This window comes from Methylobacillus arboreus (assembly GCF_020532725.1).
GTDB lineage: Bacteria > Pseudomonadota > Gammaproteobacteria > Burkholderiales > Methylophilaceae > Methylobacillus > Methylobacillus arboreus.
This window is the reverse complement of record NZ_JAJAVC010000011.1, coordinates 422,798-441,235: the sequence shown is the minus strand read 5'-3', so window position 1 is coordinate 441,235 and position 18,438 is coordinate 422,798. Positions and strand designations below refer to the sequence as shown.

The window sequence follows — 18,438 nt, the reverse complement described above, 5'->3', positions numbered from 1 at the left end:
CGCAGCAACCACTCTGCCAGGCCGAAGCCAATCACATGAAGTCTTACTTGCTACTGAAACTGACCGCACTGCCAATTTGCGCCACAGTCGCAGCAGGAACCTCGCCGACTACCAGAATTTGATGCCCTTTGCTGACATTGGCATAAAAATTGGTTGCCCCTTTCGAGGTCTGACCGATCTTAGGACGAATACCTTTGGATAAAGGTTCAATGAAGAGAGACACAGAAGCCAGGCCGTCAGTAAAAATTACCTGGGTCACAGGCGCAGTCTTGCCAGGCACGAGGCGCGTGACCTGTTCTACCTTGCGGTAACCAGCGGGCAAGGCGCCCACTGTCCAGCCAGAACTTTCCTGGGCGGGTTGGGCATTGGCTTCTTCGAGGATGTAATGCTTGCTATGATCGACGTTGGGATGGAACCAGTCCATGCCCTGGTCTTCCAGCATATTCACCTGGCTGAAAGCCATCTTTTCCAACATTTGTTTCTGCTCATTCAGCATCAATGACTTGAGCAACAATCCATATTCGCGATCCGCCCAGAACTTATAGGCATAGCGCAGGCTATCGCGCGGATCAAGAAAAACAACACGTCCGTCACGGCCCGCGACCCGCTCCGTGCCGCCTATCCTAGCTTGGTAACTGGCTTTGAGATGTTCAATATCAACGGGCAGCACAGCTGGGAACAAATTGTGCGCACGCCGTTTTTCCATGATGACTTTTTCGTTCTTGGGACTAAAAATGACAACATCGCTGCCCTGGCTCAGCATTTCGCGCGGTGTGCCGTCAAGCACTACCACGCGCGCATATTCGCCCTGCCCGGAATTCGTGTGGGTAATCTGGACCGACTTGACGTTTTCGCCCGACTGATAAATGAACACTCCGGCATAACTGAGGTCATGTGCGGCTTGTGCCGCTTTTTTCAGCACAAGCCATGGGTCTTCAGATTCAGCATGCACAACTACTATCGGAGTTGCCAGCAGAAAAGCCAGCAGAAAACGCTTCATCTACCGGCTACTCCGAATAGTTGGCTGGCTGGATATAGTAAGCAGAGTTATTGGAAGCTTGAGACTGGTGTGCCAACCAGTAGTCGGCTGGCAAGCTTTGAGCAATTTCCATTGGTGTTGCATCATCATCGATGCCGTTTTGCACTTGTTGCTGCAATACCACCCAGCCCACAAATGCCACCGCGGAAACCGAAGCCGCCACAGACCAGAGCTTGCTGTTCTTCAGTAGCGCCTGTTTACGTTTGACGGCAGGCACGAGCAGAATCGGCTCCTGATCCAGACTGGCCATTAATCGCTCTGTAAAATCGGGGTTGAAAACAGGATTGCCACGCATGGCATCACCAATCAGATGGTAATCGGCCCAAGCCTGCGTGGTCTCGCCACCAGACTTCAAAGTCGTATACAGGTACTCTGCATCCTCAAGCGCCACATCTCCATCCATCAGCGCCGAAATTTGACTTTTCATTACCATCTCCTGTTTTCGGGGGTGTCCAATAAAGGACGCAACTTTTGGGCAATCGTTTCACGTGCGCGGAAAATACGCGAGCGCACGGTCCCTATCGGGCAATCCATCATCGTAGCAATTTCTTCATAGCTCAAGCCTTCTATCTCGCGCAGGGTAATCGCTGTGCGCAATTCTTCCGGCAAGGCCGCCACCGTATCGTTCACGGTTTGGGCAATTTCCTTGCCCATCAACTCTGTCTCAGGCGTATCCATGGTGCGTAACTCGTCACCATCTTCAAAGTTTTCAGCATCCTCGATTTCAATATCGCCTGTCGCCTGGGGCCTGCGCCCCATCGCTACCAGATAATTCTTGGCAGTGTTGATGCCAATCCGGTATAGCCAGGTGTAAAACGCACTGTCGCCACGGAAGCTGGGCAGGGCGCGGTAAGCCTTGATAAAAGACTCCTGCACCACATCCTCGACTTCTGCCGGATCCCTGATCAAACGCGAGAGCAGGCGTCCCAGCTTGCGCTGGTACTTGTCTACCAGCAAGCCAAAAGCACGCTTGTCACCACTTTGCGCACGTTCAACCAACTGCTGGTCTATTTCCCGATTGCCCGCCGGCGGGGTTACTGCCATCGCGGCCATGCTCCCTGTCTGTGTTTTCTTGACAGACGGAGTATACCCGCGCACACCGGTGTCAACGAACCCCAGGCGCGAAAATTCCTCGAAATTATTTGTCTTTATCATGACCTTCCCTTTGCTTTTCATGACTAGCTTAGTAGGAGAGACAGCGCTACACTCGCGAAAGTTCATCCAATTTCGGGTTCTTATGCAGCAATACGACGTTCTTATCATCGGCAGCGGCTTGGCTGGTCTCACACTGGCACTCAAAGTCGGCGCAGACAAGACAGTCTGCCTGATCAGCAAGCGCGGCATCAATGATGGAGCCAGCAACTGGGCCCAAGGCGGTATTGCTGCAGTACTGACAGATAATGATTCAATAGAAGCACATATACAAGATACCCTGACCGCAGGCGCAGGCCTGTGCGATGCAGCGGTAACGCGGCTGGTTGCCGAGCATGGGCGGGAAACCGTGGAATGGCTGATTACAGAAGGTGTCCCGTTCACACGCGAAGACGACGACAGTGGCTTCCACCTGACACGCGAAGGCGGTCACAGCCATCGCCGCATTATTCATGCGGCTGACGCCACTGGTCACGCCGTGCAAAAAACCCTGGCCGAGAAGGTGCGCCAGCATCCCAATATTACCGTCCTGGAAGATCACATTGCCGTCGACCTGATCACCGCAGGCAAAGTCAACATGGAAGGCAGCGCCTGCCTGGGTGCTTATGTGCTCGACAACACCAGCGGCAAGGTTTCCACCATTGCATCACAACATACCGTGCTCGCCACAGGCGGCGCAGGCAAAGTCTATCTCTATACCACCAACCCGGATGTTTCCTCTGGGGACGGCGTTGCCATGGCCTGGCGTGCCGGATGTCGTATCGCCAATATGGAATTCATCCAGTTCCACCCCACTTGCCTCTATCACCCCGAAGCCAAATCCTTCCTCATTACAGAAGCAGTACGTGGCGAAGGAGGTTTGCTCAAGCTGCCTGACGGCTCGCGCTTCATGACCTGGCACGATGAACGTGCAGAACTGGCGCCGCGCGATATCGTCGCCCGCGCGATTGATTTCGAGATGAAAAAGCGCGGCCTGGACTGTGTATACCTCGACATCTCGCACAAGCCTGCGGACTTCATCCTGTCTCACTTCCCTACGATTTACCGCCGTTGTTTCGAACTGGGAATAGACATCACACGCGAACCGATCCCGGTTGTTCCCGCTGCCCACTATAGCTGCGGTGGCATCATGACTGACCATATCGGCCGCACGGACATTCCACGGCTTTATGCCATCGGCGAAACCGCCTGTACCGGCCTGCATGGTGCCAACCGCCTTGCCAGCAACTCGCTGCTGGAATGCCTGGTATTCGGCCAGGCGGTTGCCCATGACATCCTGGCCCAGCCGCCTATACCAGTGGTCAAATTGCCTTATTGGGACGAAAGCCGCGTCACCGACGCAGACGAAGAAGTGATCATCACCCACAACTGGAGCGAGTTGCGGCGGACCATGTGGAACTACGTCGGTATCGTCCGTACCAACAAGCGCCTGACGCGCGCCCTTCACCGTATCCATTTGCTGCGCGATGAAGTACACGAGTTCTACAGCAATTTCCGCATCAGCAACAATCTCATTGAATTGCGCAATTTGCTACAGGTAGCTGAGTTAATCGTAAAAAGCGCTATGGATCGCAAGGAAAGCCGAGGGCTGCATTACAGCAAGGATTACCCATTGCTTGCAGAAGAAGCTTTACCCACGGTATTGGAGCCTTCCAATTATTACAGCCTGCTCGACAGTCACCATGGGCAGCATAGTGCACACCTCACGCCTGAGACTGAGCATACCCACCAACAGCTAAGCTAGAATCTTTCCCTTGCGCGCAAGCCAGTCTTAAAAGAAGCTAAGCCCTGACTTTGGCTTCAATGCTATCGATATAGGCCTGCACGTCCAAAGGCTGGCCTTGACGCTGTGCCTGCCATATTGTCTCAGCCAGGCATTCCATCAAATCATGTTGTGCTGTATATGCATCATCATATTTGCGCCACAAACTGTGATAAGCCGCATTGATCCCCGGTGGCTGGTCTATCGCCACCTGCTCCAGGACGGAAAGATGCAGGCTCATATGCAGGAAAGGATTTGTTTCCCCCATTTCCGGAAAATATGACTGGTCAAGGTAAGTTTCAGGCGCATTCAGCACATGGTGATATTCCGGGTGCATCTGCATCACCTCTACCGCCAGTTTCTCCAGGTCAGTCAACGGTTGTTGGGCATTAAACTTGGCCCAGCTGTCAAAAAAGAACAGGCGTACCTGATCGCGGCTGGGGTTGAACAAGGCCATCAGCTCTCCCACACCTTCATGGCTTGCGGGGCGAAGCCATGATTAAGCGGGCCGACGCCTGCGCCCGTGCGCACATGGGAGCCGGCATAGAGGGCGGAACGCACATAAATTCTGGCGGCCTGCACGGCATCGGGCAGGTTGAACCCAAGCGCCAGGTAGGCAGCCAGCGCAGATGACAACGTGCAGCCCGTGCCATGCAGGTTATGGGTGGAAATCCGCAGGGAATGCAGTTTGTGCACTTCAGCAATCTGGCCGTCGGCATTCGCTCGCACCAGGATATCAACGACATCATGACCAGGCAGATGGCCGCCCTTGAGCAATACAGCATGCGCCCCCTGCTTGAGTAATTCTTCTGCAGCCTGCTCCAGTTCATCCGTGGCAGTCAGCTTTCGTCCAAGCAGCAATATCGCCTCATCCAGGTTAGGCGTGACGACCAGCGCACGGGGAAACAGCTCGCGCACCAATACCGCAACCGCTTCATCCGAAATCAGCTTGGCGCCATTGGCTGATACCATGACGGGATCGAGTACCACTTGTTTAAGGCCATGCGCATCCAGTGCCGCGGCGACGGTCATCACAATCTCCGGCGAATGCAGCATGCCGATCTTGACCGCGTCCACACCGATATCCTCGACTACGGCATCAATCTGGTCGCGCAGCATTTGTGCAGGCACATTATGGATAGCACGCACACCCTGCGTGTTTTGCGCTGTCAAGGCCGTGATTGCCGTCATGCCATAACAGCCAAGCGCAGAAAAAGTCTTGAGGTCGGCCTGGATACCGGCCCCGCCACTGCTGTCGGAGCCAGCAATGGAGAGCACGCGCGGGTAGCGATTGCCTGGGTTCAATAATGTTGGTGTATTCATAATTTCAGCTTTCAGCAGCAAACAAGGCCAGCACGACGGAGTGCTGAAGTAATTCATTGCGGCCATGGACCGGGGCAATCTCGCCATTGCCATAAAACCCGATCACCGGCATGCCAGGGTAACAATGTTTCAATAACGCGATATCACGGTCAATACCGTCGTATAAATGCGGCCCCCGCGCCAGGCAGGAAAACATCAGGCCGAATGCCGGATGGCCCGGTAGCCTGCCACTGGCAGACTCGATCTGGGTGAGCAGGTTTTGCTGCGCCGCTTCAGCATCCAGGATACCCCAGGCCAGCCAGCTGCCAGTGGCTATCTCCTTTGCCAGTGTCACGGACTGTGATGCTGCATCAGCGCCAATGATGGATGCCAGTTGGTAATCCCCTCGTAGCAGCGCAGGCTCATCCTCTGCGAGCATGACCATTAAACGGTGATAAGGCGCGCCGGCAGCGACATCTACTCCATGGATATCAAGAGTATTGTTGAGACTTGCCCATGCCGTTTGGCTGGAAAGCAGCATCACATCATGACCATTCACTTTTTCAATCCGTTGCGGCGCACCAATCCGTTTCACGCTATGTGCGGCAACTACCTCACCGACCGCGCCATGCAAGCCCAACTCACAATAACCACGCGATGCACCCTTGCCGTTTTCCCAGACGGAGAATTGTCCTCGGCCGGTCGCATCGCCAGCCACTCCGCCAAAACGTGCGCCGGACAAGTGCATCCAGGTAGCATTCAAGGCATTCGGTGCGGTCAAGGTAAGCAGCAGGTCGCCTGCTTGTCTTGCACCACTCAACGCCACGCCGTCACCCAACACCATGGCCGCTGCGGCAGGCACATCCAGCACCCACTCCTCTTCCGTGAAAATCCCATGGGAAGAACAACCGCTGACCTGGATAGTACTGGCCTCTTTTGCAGCAGCCTGTAAAGCTGGCTGTGGATTGCCCGCAAAATCCCGACTAAGGAACAACAATACGCTATTGGCAATTTCAAGTTCGGCGTGATCCAGGGCCTGCCTGACTGCTTCTGCCGCAAGTTCCGGCGTGGCCTGATGACCCCGGGCCAGCCCTGTGCCAACCTTCAAAGCGCACCCGCAACGGCAGGAGCTGGCGTTGATTTGGTCTTATATTCGCAGAGATCATAAATCACGCACTCACCGCACTTAGGTTTGCGTGCCACGCAAACATAACGCCCATGCAGGATCAGCAGATGGTGCGCATCATGCAGATACTCCTTGGGCACTGCCTTCATGAGTTTGTTTTCCACCTCGAGCGGGGTCTTGCCCGGTGCAATACCGATACGATTACCCAGGCGGAAAATATGCGTATCTACCGCAATCGTGGGTTGACCGAAGGCCGTATTCAAAATGACATTCGCTGTTTTGCGCCCCACCCCTGGCAGGCTTTCCAACGCTTCACGCGTATCAGGCACCTCACCATTGTATTGTTCAACTAGCATGCGGCAGGTTGCCATCACATTCTTTGCCTTGCCGCGATAAAGCCCTATCGTCTTGATATAGCTTTCCAGTCGTTCCAGCCCCAGATCAAGTATCGCCTGCGGCGTATTCGCCACGGGGAACAATTTGGCGGTAGCGATATTCACGCCCTTGTCAGTCGCCTGGGCGGAAAGAATGACCGCAACAAGCAGTTCAAACGTGCTGTGATGCACAAGTTCGGTGGTAGGTTCGGGAATGGCAATGCTAAGCCTGCGGAATATTTCCTGACGTTTTTCTGCGTTCATGTTTTTTGGGATGTATCTATTTTGACCTGCCGCTGAACACGCGCCATGGCAGCGGCAATCGCTGCCTTTTTAGCCTGCACGGTATTGGATGTATGCTCATCAGCCTGTGCAGTTCTGGGGTCTACCATGCGCTTGGCCGGGATGCGCCCGAGGCGATGCAAGCGGGATTGATAGCGCTCGCGCGCTGCATCCGCCACCTGGCGCGCATGACTTGCCGGCACGGTGTAATCCCACTCCCCATCTGGCAATGCTTGCATACTGATGCAATCCACCGGGCAAGGTGCCACGCAAAGCTCACACCCCGTACACTCATCGGTAATCACGGTATGCATTTGCTTGTGCGCCCCGAGAATCGCATCCACGGGACAAGCCTTGATGCACAGCGTGCAGCCTATACAGCTGGACTCATCAATGACCGCCAGCATTTTGGGGCCAGTCACGCCATGCGTGGGATTCAGCGGCAGATAAGGTTGGTGGAGAATACGCGCCAGCGCATGAATCCCGGACTCACCGCCGGGCGGGCACTGATTGATAGCGGCCTCTCCCCTCGCCAGTGCATCTGCATAAGGGCGGCAACCGGCATAGCCGCACTGCGTGCATTGCGTCTGTGGCAAGACAGCATCAATACGGTCAGCAAGTGCAGAGAAATCCATCATGGCGCCATTTTAGTTCCAAGCTGTGAATTATACCCGGCACTCAGTCTAAATCAGTGTTAACTGCACCCTTACTACTGCAAGTTAGTCAACCATGGCGCTGATATGGCATCAGGCCAGGCTCTGCCGCCGGTCCACCAAGCCCTCATAGACATAATGACGTACGATTAATTGTGTCGTAGGGTCGACGCTGACAAACTCCACCCCGATCAGCAATCGCTGACCATTGGGATCGGAATCATCAAGAATATTGCGGATTTTGGCATTAAGGCTAATGTCAGAGCCATGCTCCTCCCCAAACAGGGGAATATTGAAATTCAGCAATAGCTGGTCGTCCACATGCCCGATCTCTCGACCTACCCTGATTTGGCAACCTGTCGCACTCAAGTTCACTAACCTGGTTTCAACAACCGATTGATCAGGCAGGTTGACCTTGGCGTCAATATCCACCTTCACCCGCATTTCACGCCTGATCTTATTCACCCGGATATTTTCAGGGTAACTGATGCACAGGCAATTCAGCGGGTGATAAAAAGTCTGGATAACGCTGCTGTCAAAGCTACAAATCATGGTGCCGGAAAACACCCTGACCGTGATTTTCTCCCCATCATAGAATGTCATGGCATTGCCTTGTACACGCGGCAGCCGCAACAAAAGATATTCATTATTTTCCATGCCGATGAAAGTGGAAATATGCTGAGTTGGAGTGCGGCCGCGATGCGTGAGCACCTGCAACTTTGCGCCAACCGGCATATTCATGGAATCAAAATCAATCCGGGATACTTCAGGAATACCTTGTTCTTCCATACACGACTCTTGATTGTTGTTAAGTCCAGAAACCCTGGCACGACAAGGCTTCACTTGCCGATCGCAGCAGTTTAGTAAGGAATCTTACCAATAAATCAATCTGTGTAGGATAAATCTTCAAAACCAACCATAACCTTTTTTAAAAAAAGGTCTTTACTCTTTATCGCAAAAGCGTAGGATAACCACATAATAAATATGGTTAATGCTAATTACTTTACTTTAAAGAGGAGACAACCATGCTTAGAGTACTGTTTGGTTCATGGGTGGGCATTGCATCCATCAGCACCATTATTCTGACAATTGCAGTCATCAGCTATTGGGTTGGATTCTGCATCATTAACGCGCGCAAAGAACGAGAAAACGCCACATCGCACTCATAATTCCACTGTCTTGAAACGTAAGCCTTACCTCACAAGTAAGGCTTTTCATTTGCAATAACCCTACTAATACTAGGTGCTATATCTCAATTTGAGGTATGCTTGCGTTGCTTGTATTTTTAACGCTAGACGAGACTGCCATGAAAGAAACACCCTCCAGCCTGCCTTGGCTCAACCTCCCCAATTTACCCACTTCAATCAAAGCCTTGTTTGTTGGTTATCTTCTGGTCATTGGCGTCGGCTTATGCATGGCCGGCCTGCAAATCATGCTGACGCATGGCATGGCCGATGGGAAGTTGGGTTTATCCAAGGACGACATTGTCTATAGCTATTATGGCGATCGTAGCGGCAGTAAACTGGAAAGCAAGCTCAATGGCTCGATGAAGCCGCATGCACCGCCTGAAGTGCGCCTTGATATCATCAAGTGGGTGCGTGACGGCGCACCGGAAGACCAATGGGAAAACCATTTCAAAGGTGTCTTTGCCGAACGGTGTGTCATGTGCCACAGCGTTATTCCAGGTATTCCGGACTACAGGACCTATGAGGGCGTGAAACAAGTATCTGCCGTGAATGAAGGCGCCAGTATTCAGAGCCTGACGCGGGTTTCACACATCCACTTGTTCGGCATCTGCTTTATTTTCTTCCTCATGGCATTCGTTTTCAGTTTTGCCGTCAATGTGCCACGCATCCTGAAAATCCTGGCGATTGCGTTCCCGTTCGCCTTCCTGATCCTGGATGTGCTGTCCTGGTGGCTCACCAAGTGGAACCCTGGCTTCGCCTGGCTCACCATCATCGGCGGTATTGGCTACAGCATTGCTTCCACCTTCATGTGGTTCACCAGCATGTACCAGATGCTGATCCTGTCCCGCAACGGCAAGATTTATGGCAATGCCTGGGAAGCAGATTTGAAGCGTTAAACGGTCAACTCGATCATCCTGCAATAACGGAGGCTCGAGCCTCCGTTCTTTTTTGCACGGCGGCACAAGCCTTGCTTAATAGTAGTCAACATCTCAGGAGGTAAAAGCATGGACACTTCATCAGTCAACGCCGTCCTCTTCGACCTGGATGGTGTCTTGCATATAGGTAACAGCCCGATTCCAGGTGCAATAGAAACCGTGGATCTGCTGCGCATACGCGGCATTAGTTGCCGCTTTGTCACAAACACCAGCACCCTCTCACGCTATTCATTGCACCAGAAAATTCTGGGCATGGGATTTTATGTAGCGCAAGAAGAAATCATCAGTGCGCCCGAAGCGGCGCTGAAATACCTGGAACAGCTCAGCAACCCGGTATGCCGCTTCCTGCTTGCCGACGATGTCAAAAAGGATTTCTCGCACTTTCGCCAATCCAATACCGAAGCGGAATACATCGTGGTGGGCGACATAGGTAGCGCCTGGACCTACGACATCATGAATGAAGTATTCAATTGCCTCAAAAACGGCGCAAAACTGATCGCCATTCACAAAAATCGCTTCTGGCAAACCGAGCATGGCCTGCAAATGGACATTGGTGGCTTTATCACCGGGCTTGAATATGCATCGGGAGCAGAAGCCATGATCATAGGCAAGCCTGCCGCCGAATTTTTCCAGATCGCGCTTGCCGACCTCAAACTGCCTCCTTCCGAAGTATTGGTAGTTGGTGATGATATAGACTCGGACATTGGCGGCGCACAAAAATCGGGCATTCGTGGCGTATTGGTACGCACTGGCAAATTCCGCCAGGAGTATTTCGACGCATCCTCCGTCAAGCCGGATGTGGTGCTGGACTCTGTCGCCGACCTGCCGGATTTACTAGGGCTGCAGATCTGAGATTAAAGAGGATCAGCATTTGAATATCGTCTATATGCCGGGCTTCAACTCCAGTCCGGCAAGCGAGAAATCACGCCTGTTGCGAGAGCATTTCCCCCTGGTGGCCATCCCAGAATACAACACCTGGGATCCAGACATCTCGCACGCACAACTGGGCGAGGTCATCCAGCCATTGGCAAGGGCAGGCGTACTGTTGGCAGGTTCCTCCCTAGGCGGCTTCTGGGCCTACCAGTTTGCCAGCCGCTATCGCCAGCCCTGCCTGCTGATCAACCCCTGCATGCATCCTGAACAAAGCCTGCAGCGCTATCTTGGTGAAGTGGAGAATTTCTATACGCACGAACGCGGCATACTGACTGAAACGCACCTGGCGCAATATCGCAAATACCGCTTTGCGGGCAAGCCCAGCCGCGTCACCGTACTGCACGAACAAGGCGATGAACTGATTCCTTACCAGGAAAGCGTGCAGAATTTCTCCGGCAAGGCCAGGCTCATCCTGCCAGGCGGCGGCAACCACCGTTTTGCCCGTACCAACCTTATCGTGGAGAGTATCAAGCAGATGCTATAACGCTGGAAATCCTATCAAAACGCATAAATCAGCCGCCATGAAGCAATCCATTCGGTTCTCATCTCATCACTGAGCCGTGAAGGGCCAACGCCGAACTGCAAGGTGCGGTTTTTATCAAAGTTGTAATGGAATTGCGGCATCACCCGGTATCTCCACTTCATATGGTGATCCAGCTCATTGTTCACCTCGACACCTAGCACGAGCTGGCTCGAATAGTTATAGAACAGGCTGTTATTGGAAAGAATGACATTTCTGCCATCGCCACCAAACTCTGTGCGGCGTATGCCCAGCATATTGAATGTGCTCCATCTGGGCGCCATCCGGTAACCATGCAGATACAACGCATCAGCCGAGTACACATTTTCATGCGCCTTGCGCTTTGTAATCACCTGCCAACCATGAATCATCCGGTCACTGGCAGGGGAGTCCAACGTGCCTTGCAAAGCTAGTTTGTAGGTAGATAACGACGAATTCTCGAACGGCAGCTCGATCTCTACCGCATAACCATCGGCAAAGGCATATTCCAGTTCTGGCGCCCAGTTGATATCCCCGTTGCGCAAGGAATGCTCAGCTAGGTTGTTCACCTCCAACTCCCCTTTAGGAGAAGCGAGGGGCCGCACCAAATCAAACAACATGGGCTCGGGAATCGCAGGTTGCTCACTACTCAGGGCCGCATCATTGGCCTGACAAAGCAATGGCAATAGCCCCGTGATCATAGCGATCACGGATTTAACACATACATCACACTTCATTAGCCCATCACTTCCTAAAACCGAGCCGCCATTATAAGAAATGCGGCACCTTCACAAAACCCTGCACCATTTGCCAGAAACCGCTGATACTCACAATGATTTACCGCCGTGAAACGGCAAAAATCGTATTATTATCATGCCAGTTTCAGTTAAAATGATCAGGTTTAATCATTATCAGGTCGTATAACCATGCTGCAAGGCAGTCTCGTTGCCATCGCCACCCCCATGCACGACGATGGCAGCCTGGATATCCAGGCGTTACGCTCACTTATCGATTTCCATGTCGCACAAAACTCGGACGGCATTGTGGTCGTCGGCACTACGGGCGAATCCCCCACTGTCGACTTTGATGAGCACGCCCTGCTGATCAAAACTACCGTTGAGCATAGTGCCGGGCGTATCCCGGTGATTGCAGGCACAGGCGCCAACTCCACCAGCGAAGCCATCGCACTTACCCGTAAAGCCAAGGAACTGGGGGCTAATGCCTCCCTGCTGGTTGCACCTTATTACAACAAGCCCACGCAAGAAGGGCTGTTCCAGCATTTCCGCGCTATTGCCGAAGCAGTTGATATCCCGCAGATTCTATACAATGTCCCTGGCCGGACCAGCTGCGATCTCCAGAATGATACTGTGCTGCGCCTCGCTGCAATCAAGAATATCGTGGGCATCAAGGACGCTACCGGAAATATCGAACGCTGCACCGACCTGATCCTGCGTGCGCCAGAAGATTTTGCCATCTACAGCGGTGATGACGCCAGCAGCCTGGCACTATTATTGCTGGGAGGACACGGGGTCATATCGGTAACAGCAAATGCCGCGCCAAAACTCATGCACGAGATGTGTGCCGCGGCCTTGGAAGGTAACATCAAGGCCGCCCGCGACATCAATGCCAAGCTGTTTGCCTTGCACCAGAAGCTATTTGTCGAGGCCAACCCAATCCCAGTGAAATGGGTATTGCAACAGATGGGGTTAATCAAGAGTGGCATCCGCTTGCCACTAGTGCCACTATCATCGCAATATCACGACACACTACGCAGCGCCATGAAGCAAGCTGCCATTTGATGCCACCGTTTATCAGTCAAGAGAAACCATGAATCGATTTACAATCAAACCTGTTTTACTGGCCACATTGCTCACACTAACTGTCAGCGGTTGCTCCATTCCATTCATCAATACCGAATCAGACTACAAGGCAGCAGGCCGCTCACGCCCGCTTGAAGTGCCGCCGGACCTCACCAACATCTCGGCCAGCGATGCTTACGCTATCCCGGGGGCTGCCACCAGCTATTCCGACTACAGCCAAACGCTCAATGAAAGCGGCCAGCAAGAAAACGTGCAAGACAAGTTGCTGCCCAACGCAGATGGCGTGCGTATGGAGCGTGCCGGTGCCCAGCGCTGGCTGGTCGTCAAGGCTGCACCAGAAAAGGTCTGGCCAGTCATTCGCGAATTCTGGACTGACCTTGGTTTTGCCGTACAGGTTGAAAACCCGCAAACCGGCGTGATGGAAACCGAATGGGTGGATCCCAGCTCGCTTGATCCTACCGATAAAAGCTACTTGGAGAAATTCCAGGGTTGGCTGGACAAGCTGAACAGCCTGCAAAACCGGCAGAAATTCCGTACCCGCATTGATCGTGGCATAGAAGAAGGCACCACCGAGATCTACATGAGCCACCGTGCCGTCAGCAATGTGCCTGATGATGGCAAGGTCAAGGTACGCACCATCGCTGGCGAAGTGGAAATGGGTTACGCCCCCACCAAAACCAAGCGCACTGGCGCTGATGAATCCCGCGCCATTGCCGAAGATATTGATGCGGAACTGCTGCGCCGCCTTATGGTGCGCCTGGGCGTTGAGGAGCAAAAATCCCGCACTATCATTGCCAATGCTACTCCCGAATTACGCGCCAGCATCAACAAGGAAGCTGACAACACACTCAGCCTCAGCACCAATGATGCGTTTGACCGTGCCTGGCGCCGCGTAGGCCTGGCGCTGGACCGCATTGGTTTCGTCGTGGAAGACCGCGACCGCTCCAGCGGCATTTTCTATGTGCGTTACACGGATAATGATATTGATGAAGCGCCCAAGGAGAAGAAAGGCTTGCTGGCAAGCCTGAAATTCTGGGGTAACGACAAAGACCAGGATGGCAACAAAAAACGCAAGGCTGGAGAAAACCAATACCTAGTAAAGGTAGAGGATGCCGGTTCAAGCAACTCCCTGGTGACCATTACCGACAAAGATGGCCAGCGCGAGCGCTCAAGCACTGCCAACCGCATCATCAACCTGCTGTTCGAGCAACTGAAATAACCAGGCTCGCCGGCGCTGGCTGATATGCGATTCGCTTCACTTGGCAGCGGCAGCGCAGGCAACGGCCTGATCGTCGAACAGGGTTCCACCCGTTTATTATTGGATTGTGGCTTCGGCCTGCGCGATGCGGTGCATCGTATCACCAGGCTGGGCTTGGAACCCGATGCCATTGATGGCATTCTCGTGACCCACGAACACGATGACCATACTGGCGGCGTGTTCAAGCTCGCCAACAAGTATCGTATCCCGGTGTGGCTAACCCATGGCACTCACGTCATGAGCCAAAAGCTCATACTTACCCAGCAGGGATTTGATCTCCATGTCATCGATAGCCACCAGTCATTCAGCATCGGCGACTTGCAAATCCAGCCGTATCCCGTACCACACGACGCACGCGAACCTGTGCAGTATATTTTTGAAGATGGCCAACACAAACTTGGCGTTCTCACTGATGTAGGCACATCAACGCCGCATGTCGAAGCCATGTTGAATGCTTGCGATGCACTGGTACTGGAATGCAACCATGACCTGGAAATGCTGCAAAATGGTCCGTATATCCGCTCACTGAAACAACGTGTCGGTGGCCGCCTGGGACATCTGGACAATGACAGCGCAGCCAAGCTGCTGGAGAAACTGGATACCAGCAAGCTACAGCACATTGTGGCCGCGCATTTGAGCGAGAAAAACAACCAGCCAACACTCGCAAGTACAGCCTTGAGCCGCACCCTCAATTGCGAGAACCACTGGATAGGCATCGCGCACCAGGCTGAAGGGTTTGACTGGCGCGACATCAGATGACCCAGTGACAAAGCTAGAAATAGATAACAGAAAAGCAAAAAGCCGGCATGCCGGCTTTTTGCTTTTCCTAAACTGAAACCGGCATTAAGCCAGTGTTCGATTAGTTACTTTCAGCTGGTGCTTCTTCTGCAGGAGCTTCTTCAGCTGGCGCTTCTTCAACAACAGGAGCTTCTTCGACAGCTGGTGCTTCTTCAACAATAGGAGCCTCTTCGACAGCTGGTGCTTCTTCAACAGCAGGAGCTTCTTCCTTTTGACCACAAGCGGTCAAGGCAAGTGCGAGCAGAGCGGCAAGCAGAGCGGAACGTGTCATTTTTTATCCCTTAAGATGTAGACAATAAATTAATAAAAACCAGTTACGGTAAGCCTTCTAAACCAACCGAGTGCCAAAAATTCTACCATCTCCGACGAAAAATACCACTGTTTTTTGGGCTGCAAGCCTTATTTGACACAAATTTTCGCGTTTTTTGAATGAAAAAATGTTCTACAAATAACTTAGGGTCTGTTGACGTTATATTCATGTCCGCGTTGCAGTGGCAAATGGTGCCAGGCAAGGCGTGGGACGCAGGCAATGGTCACTCCCTTGCCAAGTCACGCAACGCAGCATGGTGCCATTTGCCACTGCAACCCGAAGGGCCAGGGTCGATTTTCGCACGGGGCTGCGTTATTCGTCGTTCATTTGGAATAACCAAACCTCTCTCATCACGCCTTGCTCCGCACTAAAACCGGTTCCGGCGCTGATATGAATATAACGTCAACAGACCCTAATCAACCTTGATTTGCAGACGATTGATTTTCTCTTCTCCAAACTGGCTGCGCGAAAGAATTTCACGGCTGACTTGGTCGCTGCTTTGCATGATGCCGCCTATATCGAGCCATTGTCCCCTGGAAACGCGTACAGTAGTAGAAAGCTCCTCAAAATCAATAAATCCAAATGCATCAAGACGTGCAATACGCGGCGTAATTTCAACCTCGACCTCATTACCAATCGTTCTTGGCCGCACAGCAAAACCCGTCGTAATGTCATGAAATTCCGTTGTCTGTTGCACATTGAGGTATTGTGCTGTCAATACTACCCATTGCTGGGTAAAAGGCACCGACTGCCCGACACGGATGAACGCGCGCTCCCCGTCCAGCACGGTAAGAAATTGCTCTCCACTGCGGCGCGTTGTGGCTTGGCTTTCATCAAAATTGAAACGCAAGCCTTCGCGCCGTTCAGGCACCCTGTTCACACCAACCTCGATATCGCCATAGCGCACGCTTCCATCTGCGCCAACCTCATTACCGCTCTGGGTGACATGATCATCATGACGCACAGTAATCTGAACATTGCGTTGCGCAGTATCCAGCCTTTCAACCAAAGCTTCGACAGCTTCCATCTGCGCTGGTGTCGCACGCACCACCAAGTGGTGATCTATCGCGCTCACCGAGCCTTCAGGACCGATGATTTGTTGCACTGCGGGCAACAAATCCTGCGGAAAGCGGTGCTGGAGGGTAATCATCTTGAAATCCAATCCTGCAGCCTGTACAGGCAAGCAGAGCAGGCTCATGGTCATCAACAAGGCACGCATCACACTCCTTGGAAAATGAATATTTTAATCAGCGATATAGCCGAATATTACACGCTATTGAAACTTAAACTACGTTATCACTCAATCAAATGCAAATAGCCAGCCAGGTACCAATCATAGAACTGCTGCATCAAGGCGGTATCCTGAAATACCGCTGCACCAAACCAGCTTGGCTCAAGCTGGCGATCATCCGCCAACACCACCAATATCGCCTGATGCGATGCTGGCACGGCGAATTGCTCGCCATTCATGAAAAACTGCGTATCATGAAACAGCATCTGGCTCTTGCCAGACAAGGTGACACCTTGTTTGGCAAGCTGTTGTACAAAGCGTTTCAGACTCAATACCTTGTTGTCCTCAAACACAATATGGGGTTTGGGTTCAGAAAGATAACGGCCAAGAAAGTCTGTCACATCCTCCTGCTGCCAGCGTATCTGGTTCAGCATTTCGCTGACCTTTGCCAGCATGTCACTGCCAATCTCCGCTGGGTGGGCCTGCAATCGCAAATCCGGATCGGCATACATGCCACTCACGCTTAACTTGTCCTGTAGGTAATTGAGGAACTCGCTTGCAAGCTCCTGTGCAGAAGGCGCGCGAAAGCCGATGGAATAGGTCATCGCATTTCCCACTGCGACGCCCCAATGGGCGACATGGGGAGGCAGGTACAGCATATCTCCCGGCTCCAGCACCCACTCCTGCTCAGCATTAAAGTTTTGCAGGATACGTAGCGGCGCCCCTTCGACCAGGGTTAAATCCTCCTGCTCGCTGATCCGCCAAAAACGCTGGCCCTCTCCTTGCAGCAGGAATACATCATAGGAATCGAAATGCGGCCCCACGCCCCCTTCATCCGGGGCAAAGCTCACCATCAGGTCATCCAGTCGCACATATGGCACAAAGGCAAATTGCTGCAACAATTCCACCGCCTCGGGCAGATGGTGGTTGACTCCCTGCACCAGCAAAGTCCAGTCGCGTTCAGGCAGTTTGCCAAAACGCTTTTCATCAAATGGCCCGCTCTCTACATTCCAGCGCCCTCGCTTGAATGAAATCAAGCGTGACTGCACATCATCCTCACAGGCAAGCCCCGCCAGCTCATCCGGGCTCAACAATCCATTGAACCCGGGAATGGCCTGCCTGATCAATAGAGGTTTTTTTTGCCAGTACTCGGCAAGGAATTGTGCCGCGCTCAAACCACCAAGCAAAGTAAGCGGCACATCAGGCACCGCTTTGGGATAATTATTTTTTTTCATCTTCTTATCATAGCGCATTGCTTACGCTGCGAAGAAATTAGGTTAGAATCCTTCCCATCTTCCAAACTGCAAAGCAAGCCATGTTGCAGACAAATACGCCAGCCCCTGATTTTTCCCTGCTTGACGCAGATATGGAAAACATCAGCCTTTCAGCGTTACGTGACCGCAATGTCGTGCTTTATTTCTATCCCAAGGACAACACGCCCAGTTGCACGTTGCAAGCCATTGAGTTCAGCGACCTGGAGGACGAGTTCAAACGCCATGAAACCATCGTAATTGGGATCAGCCGAGATGACTGCATCAGCCATGCCAGCTTTCGCGACAAACATGGGTTGGCGGTGCGTCTGCTTTCCGATGAGGATGGCGAGATATGCGCCCAATATGGCGTTTGGCAGGAGAAGGAAAAAGACGGAATCAAAAAAATGGGCATAGTCCGCTCCACATTTGTCATCGACCGGAATGGAATGTTACGCTTGGCACAATATGGCGTCGCGGCTAAAGGCCATGCCACAGAAATACTCAACTTTATCAAATCACTTTAA

22 protein-coding genes are annotated in these 18,438 nt (G+C 52.6%); 9 read left to right on the top strand and 13 right to left on the bottom strand.

Annotated elements, in window-relative coordinates:
• Positions 1–43: 43 nt before the first annotated feature.
• Genes LG198_RS13085 through rpoE form a run of 3 tightly spaced genes read right to left on the bottom strand, consistent with a single transcriptional unit; the run spans position 44 to position 2,083 of the window.
• Positions 44–1,000 (bottom strand): MucB/RseB C-terminal domain-containing protein, encoded by a 957-nt coding sequence (locus LG198_RS13085; protein WP_230343624.1) that lies wholly within the window; start codon positions 998–1,000, stop codon positions 44–46.
• Between the two features lie 7 nt (positions 1,001–1,007).
• Positions 1,008–1,466, bottom strand: a complete 459-nt coding sequence (locus LG198_RS13080) for a sigma-E factor negative regulatory protein (RefSeq protein WP_230343623.1) — start codon at positions 1,464–1,466, stop codon at positions 1,008–1,010.
• Positions 1,466–2,083, bottom strand: a complete 618-nt coding sequence (gene rpoE / locus LG198_RS13075) for an RNA polymerase sigma factor RpoE (RefSeq protein WP_230343819.1) — start codon at positions 2,081–2,083, stop codon at positions 1,466–1,468. Before rpoE ends, LG198_RS13080 begins: the two co-directional genes overlap by 1 nt.
• 193 nt (positions 2,084–2,276) lie before the next feature.
• Between rpoE and nadB the strand changes: the two genes are divergently transcribed.
• Complete coding sequence (gene nadB, locus LG198_RS13070) at positions 2,277–3,935, top strand: L-aspartate oxidase (protein ID WP_230343622.1); 1,659 nt, start codon at positions 2,277–2,279, stop codon at positions 3,933–3,935.
• A gap of 37 nt (positions 3,936–3,972) precedes the next feature.
• Here the strand turns inward: nadB and LG198_RS13065 are convergent, their stop codons facing one another.
• From LG198_RS13065 to LG198_RS13040, 6 genes are all read right to left on the bottom strand, one after another.
• On the bottom strand, positions 3,973–4,410 hold the full coding sequence (locus tag LG198_RS13065; RefSeq protein ID WP_230343621.1) for a DUF1841 family protein: 438 nt from the start codon (positions 4,408–4,410) through the stop codon (positions 3,973–3,975).
• Positions 4,410–5,276 carry a bifunctional hydroxymethylpyrimidine kinase/phosphomethylpyrimidine kinase gene (gene thiD / locus LG198_RS13060; RefSeq protein WP_230343620.1) on the bottom strand — a complete coding sequence of 289 codons (867 nt, stop codon included), beginning with the start codon at positions 5,274–5,276 and terminating at the stop codon, positions 4,410–4,412. Before thiD ends, LG198_RS13065 begins: the two co-directional genes overlap by 1 nt.
• A 4-nt stretch (positions 5,277–5,280) precedes the next feature.
• Positions 5,281–6,363 carry an FIST C-terminal domain-containing protein gene (locus LG198_RS13055; protein ID WP_230343619.1) on the bottom strand — a complete coding sequence of 361 codons (1,083 nt, stop codon included), beginning with the start codon at positions 6,361–6,363 and terminating at the stop codon, positions 5,281–5,283.
• Positions 6,360–7,019, bottom strand: a complete 660-nt coding sequence (nth, locus tag LG198_RS13050) for an endonuclease III (protein WP_230343618.1) — start codon at positions 7,017–7,019, stop codon at positions 6,360–6,362. The genes LG198_RS13055 and nth overlap by 4 nt, the downstream gene beginning before the upstream one ends.
• Positions 7,016–7,675 (bottom strand): electron transport complex subunit RsxB, encoded by a 660-nt coding sequence (rsxB, locus tag LG198_RS13045; protein WP_230343617.1) that lies wholly within the window; start codon positions 7,673–7,675, stop codon positions 7,016–7,018. Before rsxB ends, nth begins: the two co-directional genes overlap by 4 nt.
• A 108-nt stretch (positions 7,676–7,783) precedes the next feature.
• Positions 7,784–8,479: a flagellar brake protein gene (locus LG198_RS13040; RefSeq protein ID WP_230343616.1), complete on the bottom strand. Its 696-nt coding sequence runs from the start codon at positions 8,477–8,479 to the stop codon at positions 7,784–7,786.
• A gap of 236 nt (positions 8,480–8,715) precedes the next feature.
• On the opposite strand from LG198_RS13040, the gene LG198_RS13035 reads away from it, so the two are divergent.
• From LG198_RS13035 to LG198_RS13020, 4 genes are all read left to right on the top strand, one after another.
• Complete coding sequence (locus LG198_RS13035) at positions 8,716–8,859, top strand: DUF3149 domain-containing protein (protein WP_230343615.1); 144 nt, start codon at positions 8,716–8,718, stop codon at positions 8,857–8,859.
• 137 nt (positions 8,860–8,996) lie between these two features.
• Positions 8,997–9,773 (top strand): elongation factor-1 alpha, encoded by a 777-nt coding sequence (locus LG198_RS13030; RefSeq protein ID WP_230343614.1) that lies wholly within the window; start codon positions 8,997–8,999, stop codon positions 9,771–9,773.
• A 108-nt stretch (positions 9,774–9,881) separates the two neighbouring features.
• Entirely contained in the window at positions 9,882–10,664 is a 783-nt protein-coding gene (locus LG198_RS13025) for a TIGR01458 family HAD-type hydrolase (RefSeq protein ID WP_230343613.1), read from the top strand.
• A gap of 19 nt (positions 10,665–10,683) precedes the next feature.
• Complete coding sequence (locus tag LG198_RS13020; RefSeq protein ID WP_230343612.1) at positions 10,684–11,229, top strand: YqiA/YcfP family alpha/beta fold hydrolase; 546 nt, start codon at positions 10,684–10,686, stop codon at positions 11,227–11,229.
• Positions 11,230–11,243: 14 nt separating this feature from the next.
• On the opposite strand, the gene LG198_RS13015 is transcribed toward LG198_RS13020, so the two are convergent.
• Positions 11,244–11,945 carry a hypothetical protein gene (locus LG198_RS13015; RefSeq protein ID WP_230343818.1) on the bottom strand — a complete coding sequence of 234 codons (702 nt, stop codon included), beginning with the start codon at positions 11,943–11,945 and terminating at the stop codon, positions 11,244–11,246.
• A gap of 225 nt (positions 11,946–12,170) precedes the next feature.
• Here LG198_RS13015 and dapA point away from each other — a divergent pair, with 225 nt between their 5' ends.
• The 3 genes from dapA to LG198_RS13000 are packed head-to-tail and all read left to right on the top strand — an operon-like array spanning position 12,171 to position 15,081.
• The gene (dapA, locus tag LG198_RS13010) at positions 12,171–13,043 is read left to right on the top strand and encodes a 4-hydroxy-tetrahydrodipicolinate synthase (protein ID WP_230343611.1); all 873 of its coding nucleotides are present in this window, start codon (positions 12,171–12,173) and stop codon (positions 13,041–13,043) included.
• 28 nt (positions 13,044–13,071) lie between these two features.
• Positions 13,072–14,283: an outer membrane protein assembly factor BamC gene (bamC, locus tag LG198_RS13005; protein ID WP_230343610.1), complete on the top strand. Its 1,212-nt coding sequence runs from the start codon at positions 13,072–13,074 to the stop codon at positions 14,281–14,283.
• 24 nt (positions 14,284–14,307) lie between these two features.
• Positions 14,308–15,081: an MBL fold metallo-hydrolase gene (locus LG198_RS13000; protein WP_230343609.1), complete on the top strand. Its 774-nt coding sequence runs from the start codon at positions 14,308–14,310 to the stop codon at positions 15,079–15,081.
• Between the two features lie 100 nt (positions 15,082–15,181).
• On the opposite strand, the gene LG198_RS12995 is transcribed toward LG198_RS13000, so the two are convergent.
• The 3 genes from LG198_RS12995 to LG198_RS12985 all read right to left on the bottom strand — a co-directional run bounded on the left by LG198_RS12995 (position 15,182) and on the right by LG198_RS12985 (position 17,896).
• A complete protein-coding gene (locus LG198_RS12995) occupies positions 15,182–15,391 on the bottom strand; it encodes a hypothetical protein (RefSeq protein ID WP_230343608.1) in 210 nt (69 codons plus the stop codon).
• A gap of 451 nt (positions 15,392–15,842) precedes the next feature.
• Positions 15,843–16,649: a secretin N-terminal domain-containing protein gene (locus tag LG198_RS12990; protein ID WP_230343607.1), complete on the bottom strand. Its 807-nt coding sequence runs from the start codon at positions 16,647–16,649 to the stop codon at positions 15,843–15,845.
• A 77-nt stretch (positions 16,650–16,726) separates the two neighbouring features.
• On the bottom strand, positions 16,727–17,896 hold the full coding sequence (locus LG198_RS12985; RefSeq protein WP_230343606.1) for a cupin domain-containing protein: 1,170 nt from the start codon (positions 17,894–17,896) through the stop codon (positions 16,727–16,729).
• A gap of 80 nt (positions 17,897–17,976) precedes the next feature.
• Between LG198_RS12985 and LG198_RS12980 the strand changes: the two genes are divergently transcribed.
• On the top strand, positions 17,977–18,438 hold the full coding sequence (locus LG198_RS12980) for a peroxiredoxin (RefSeq protein ID WP_230343605.1): 462 nt from the start codon (positions 17,977–17,979) through the stop codon (positions 18,436–18,438).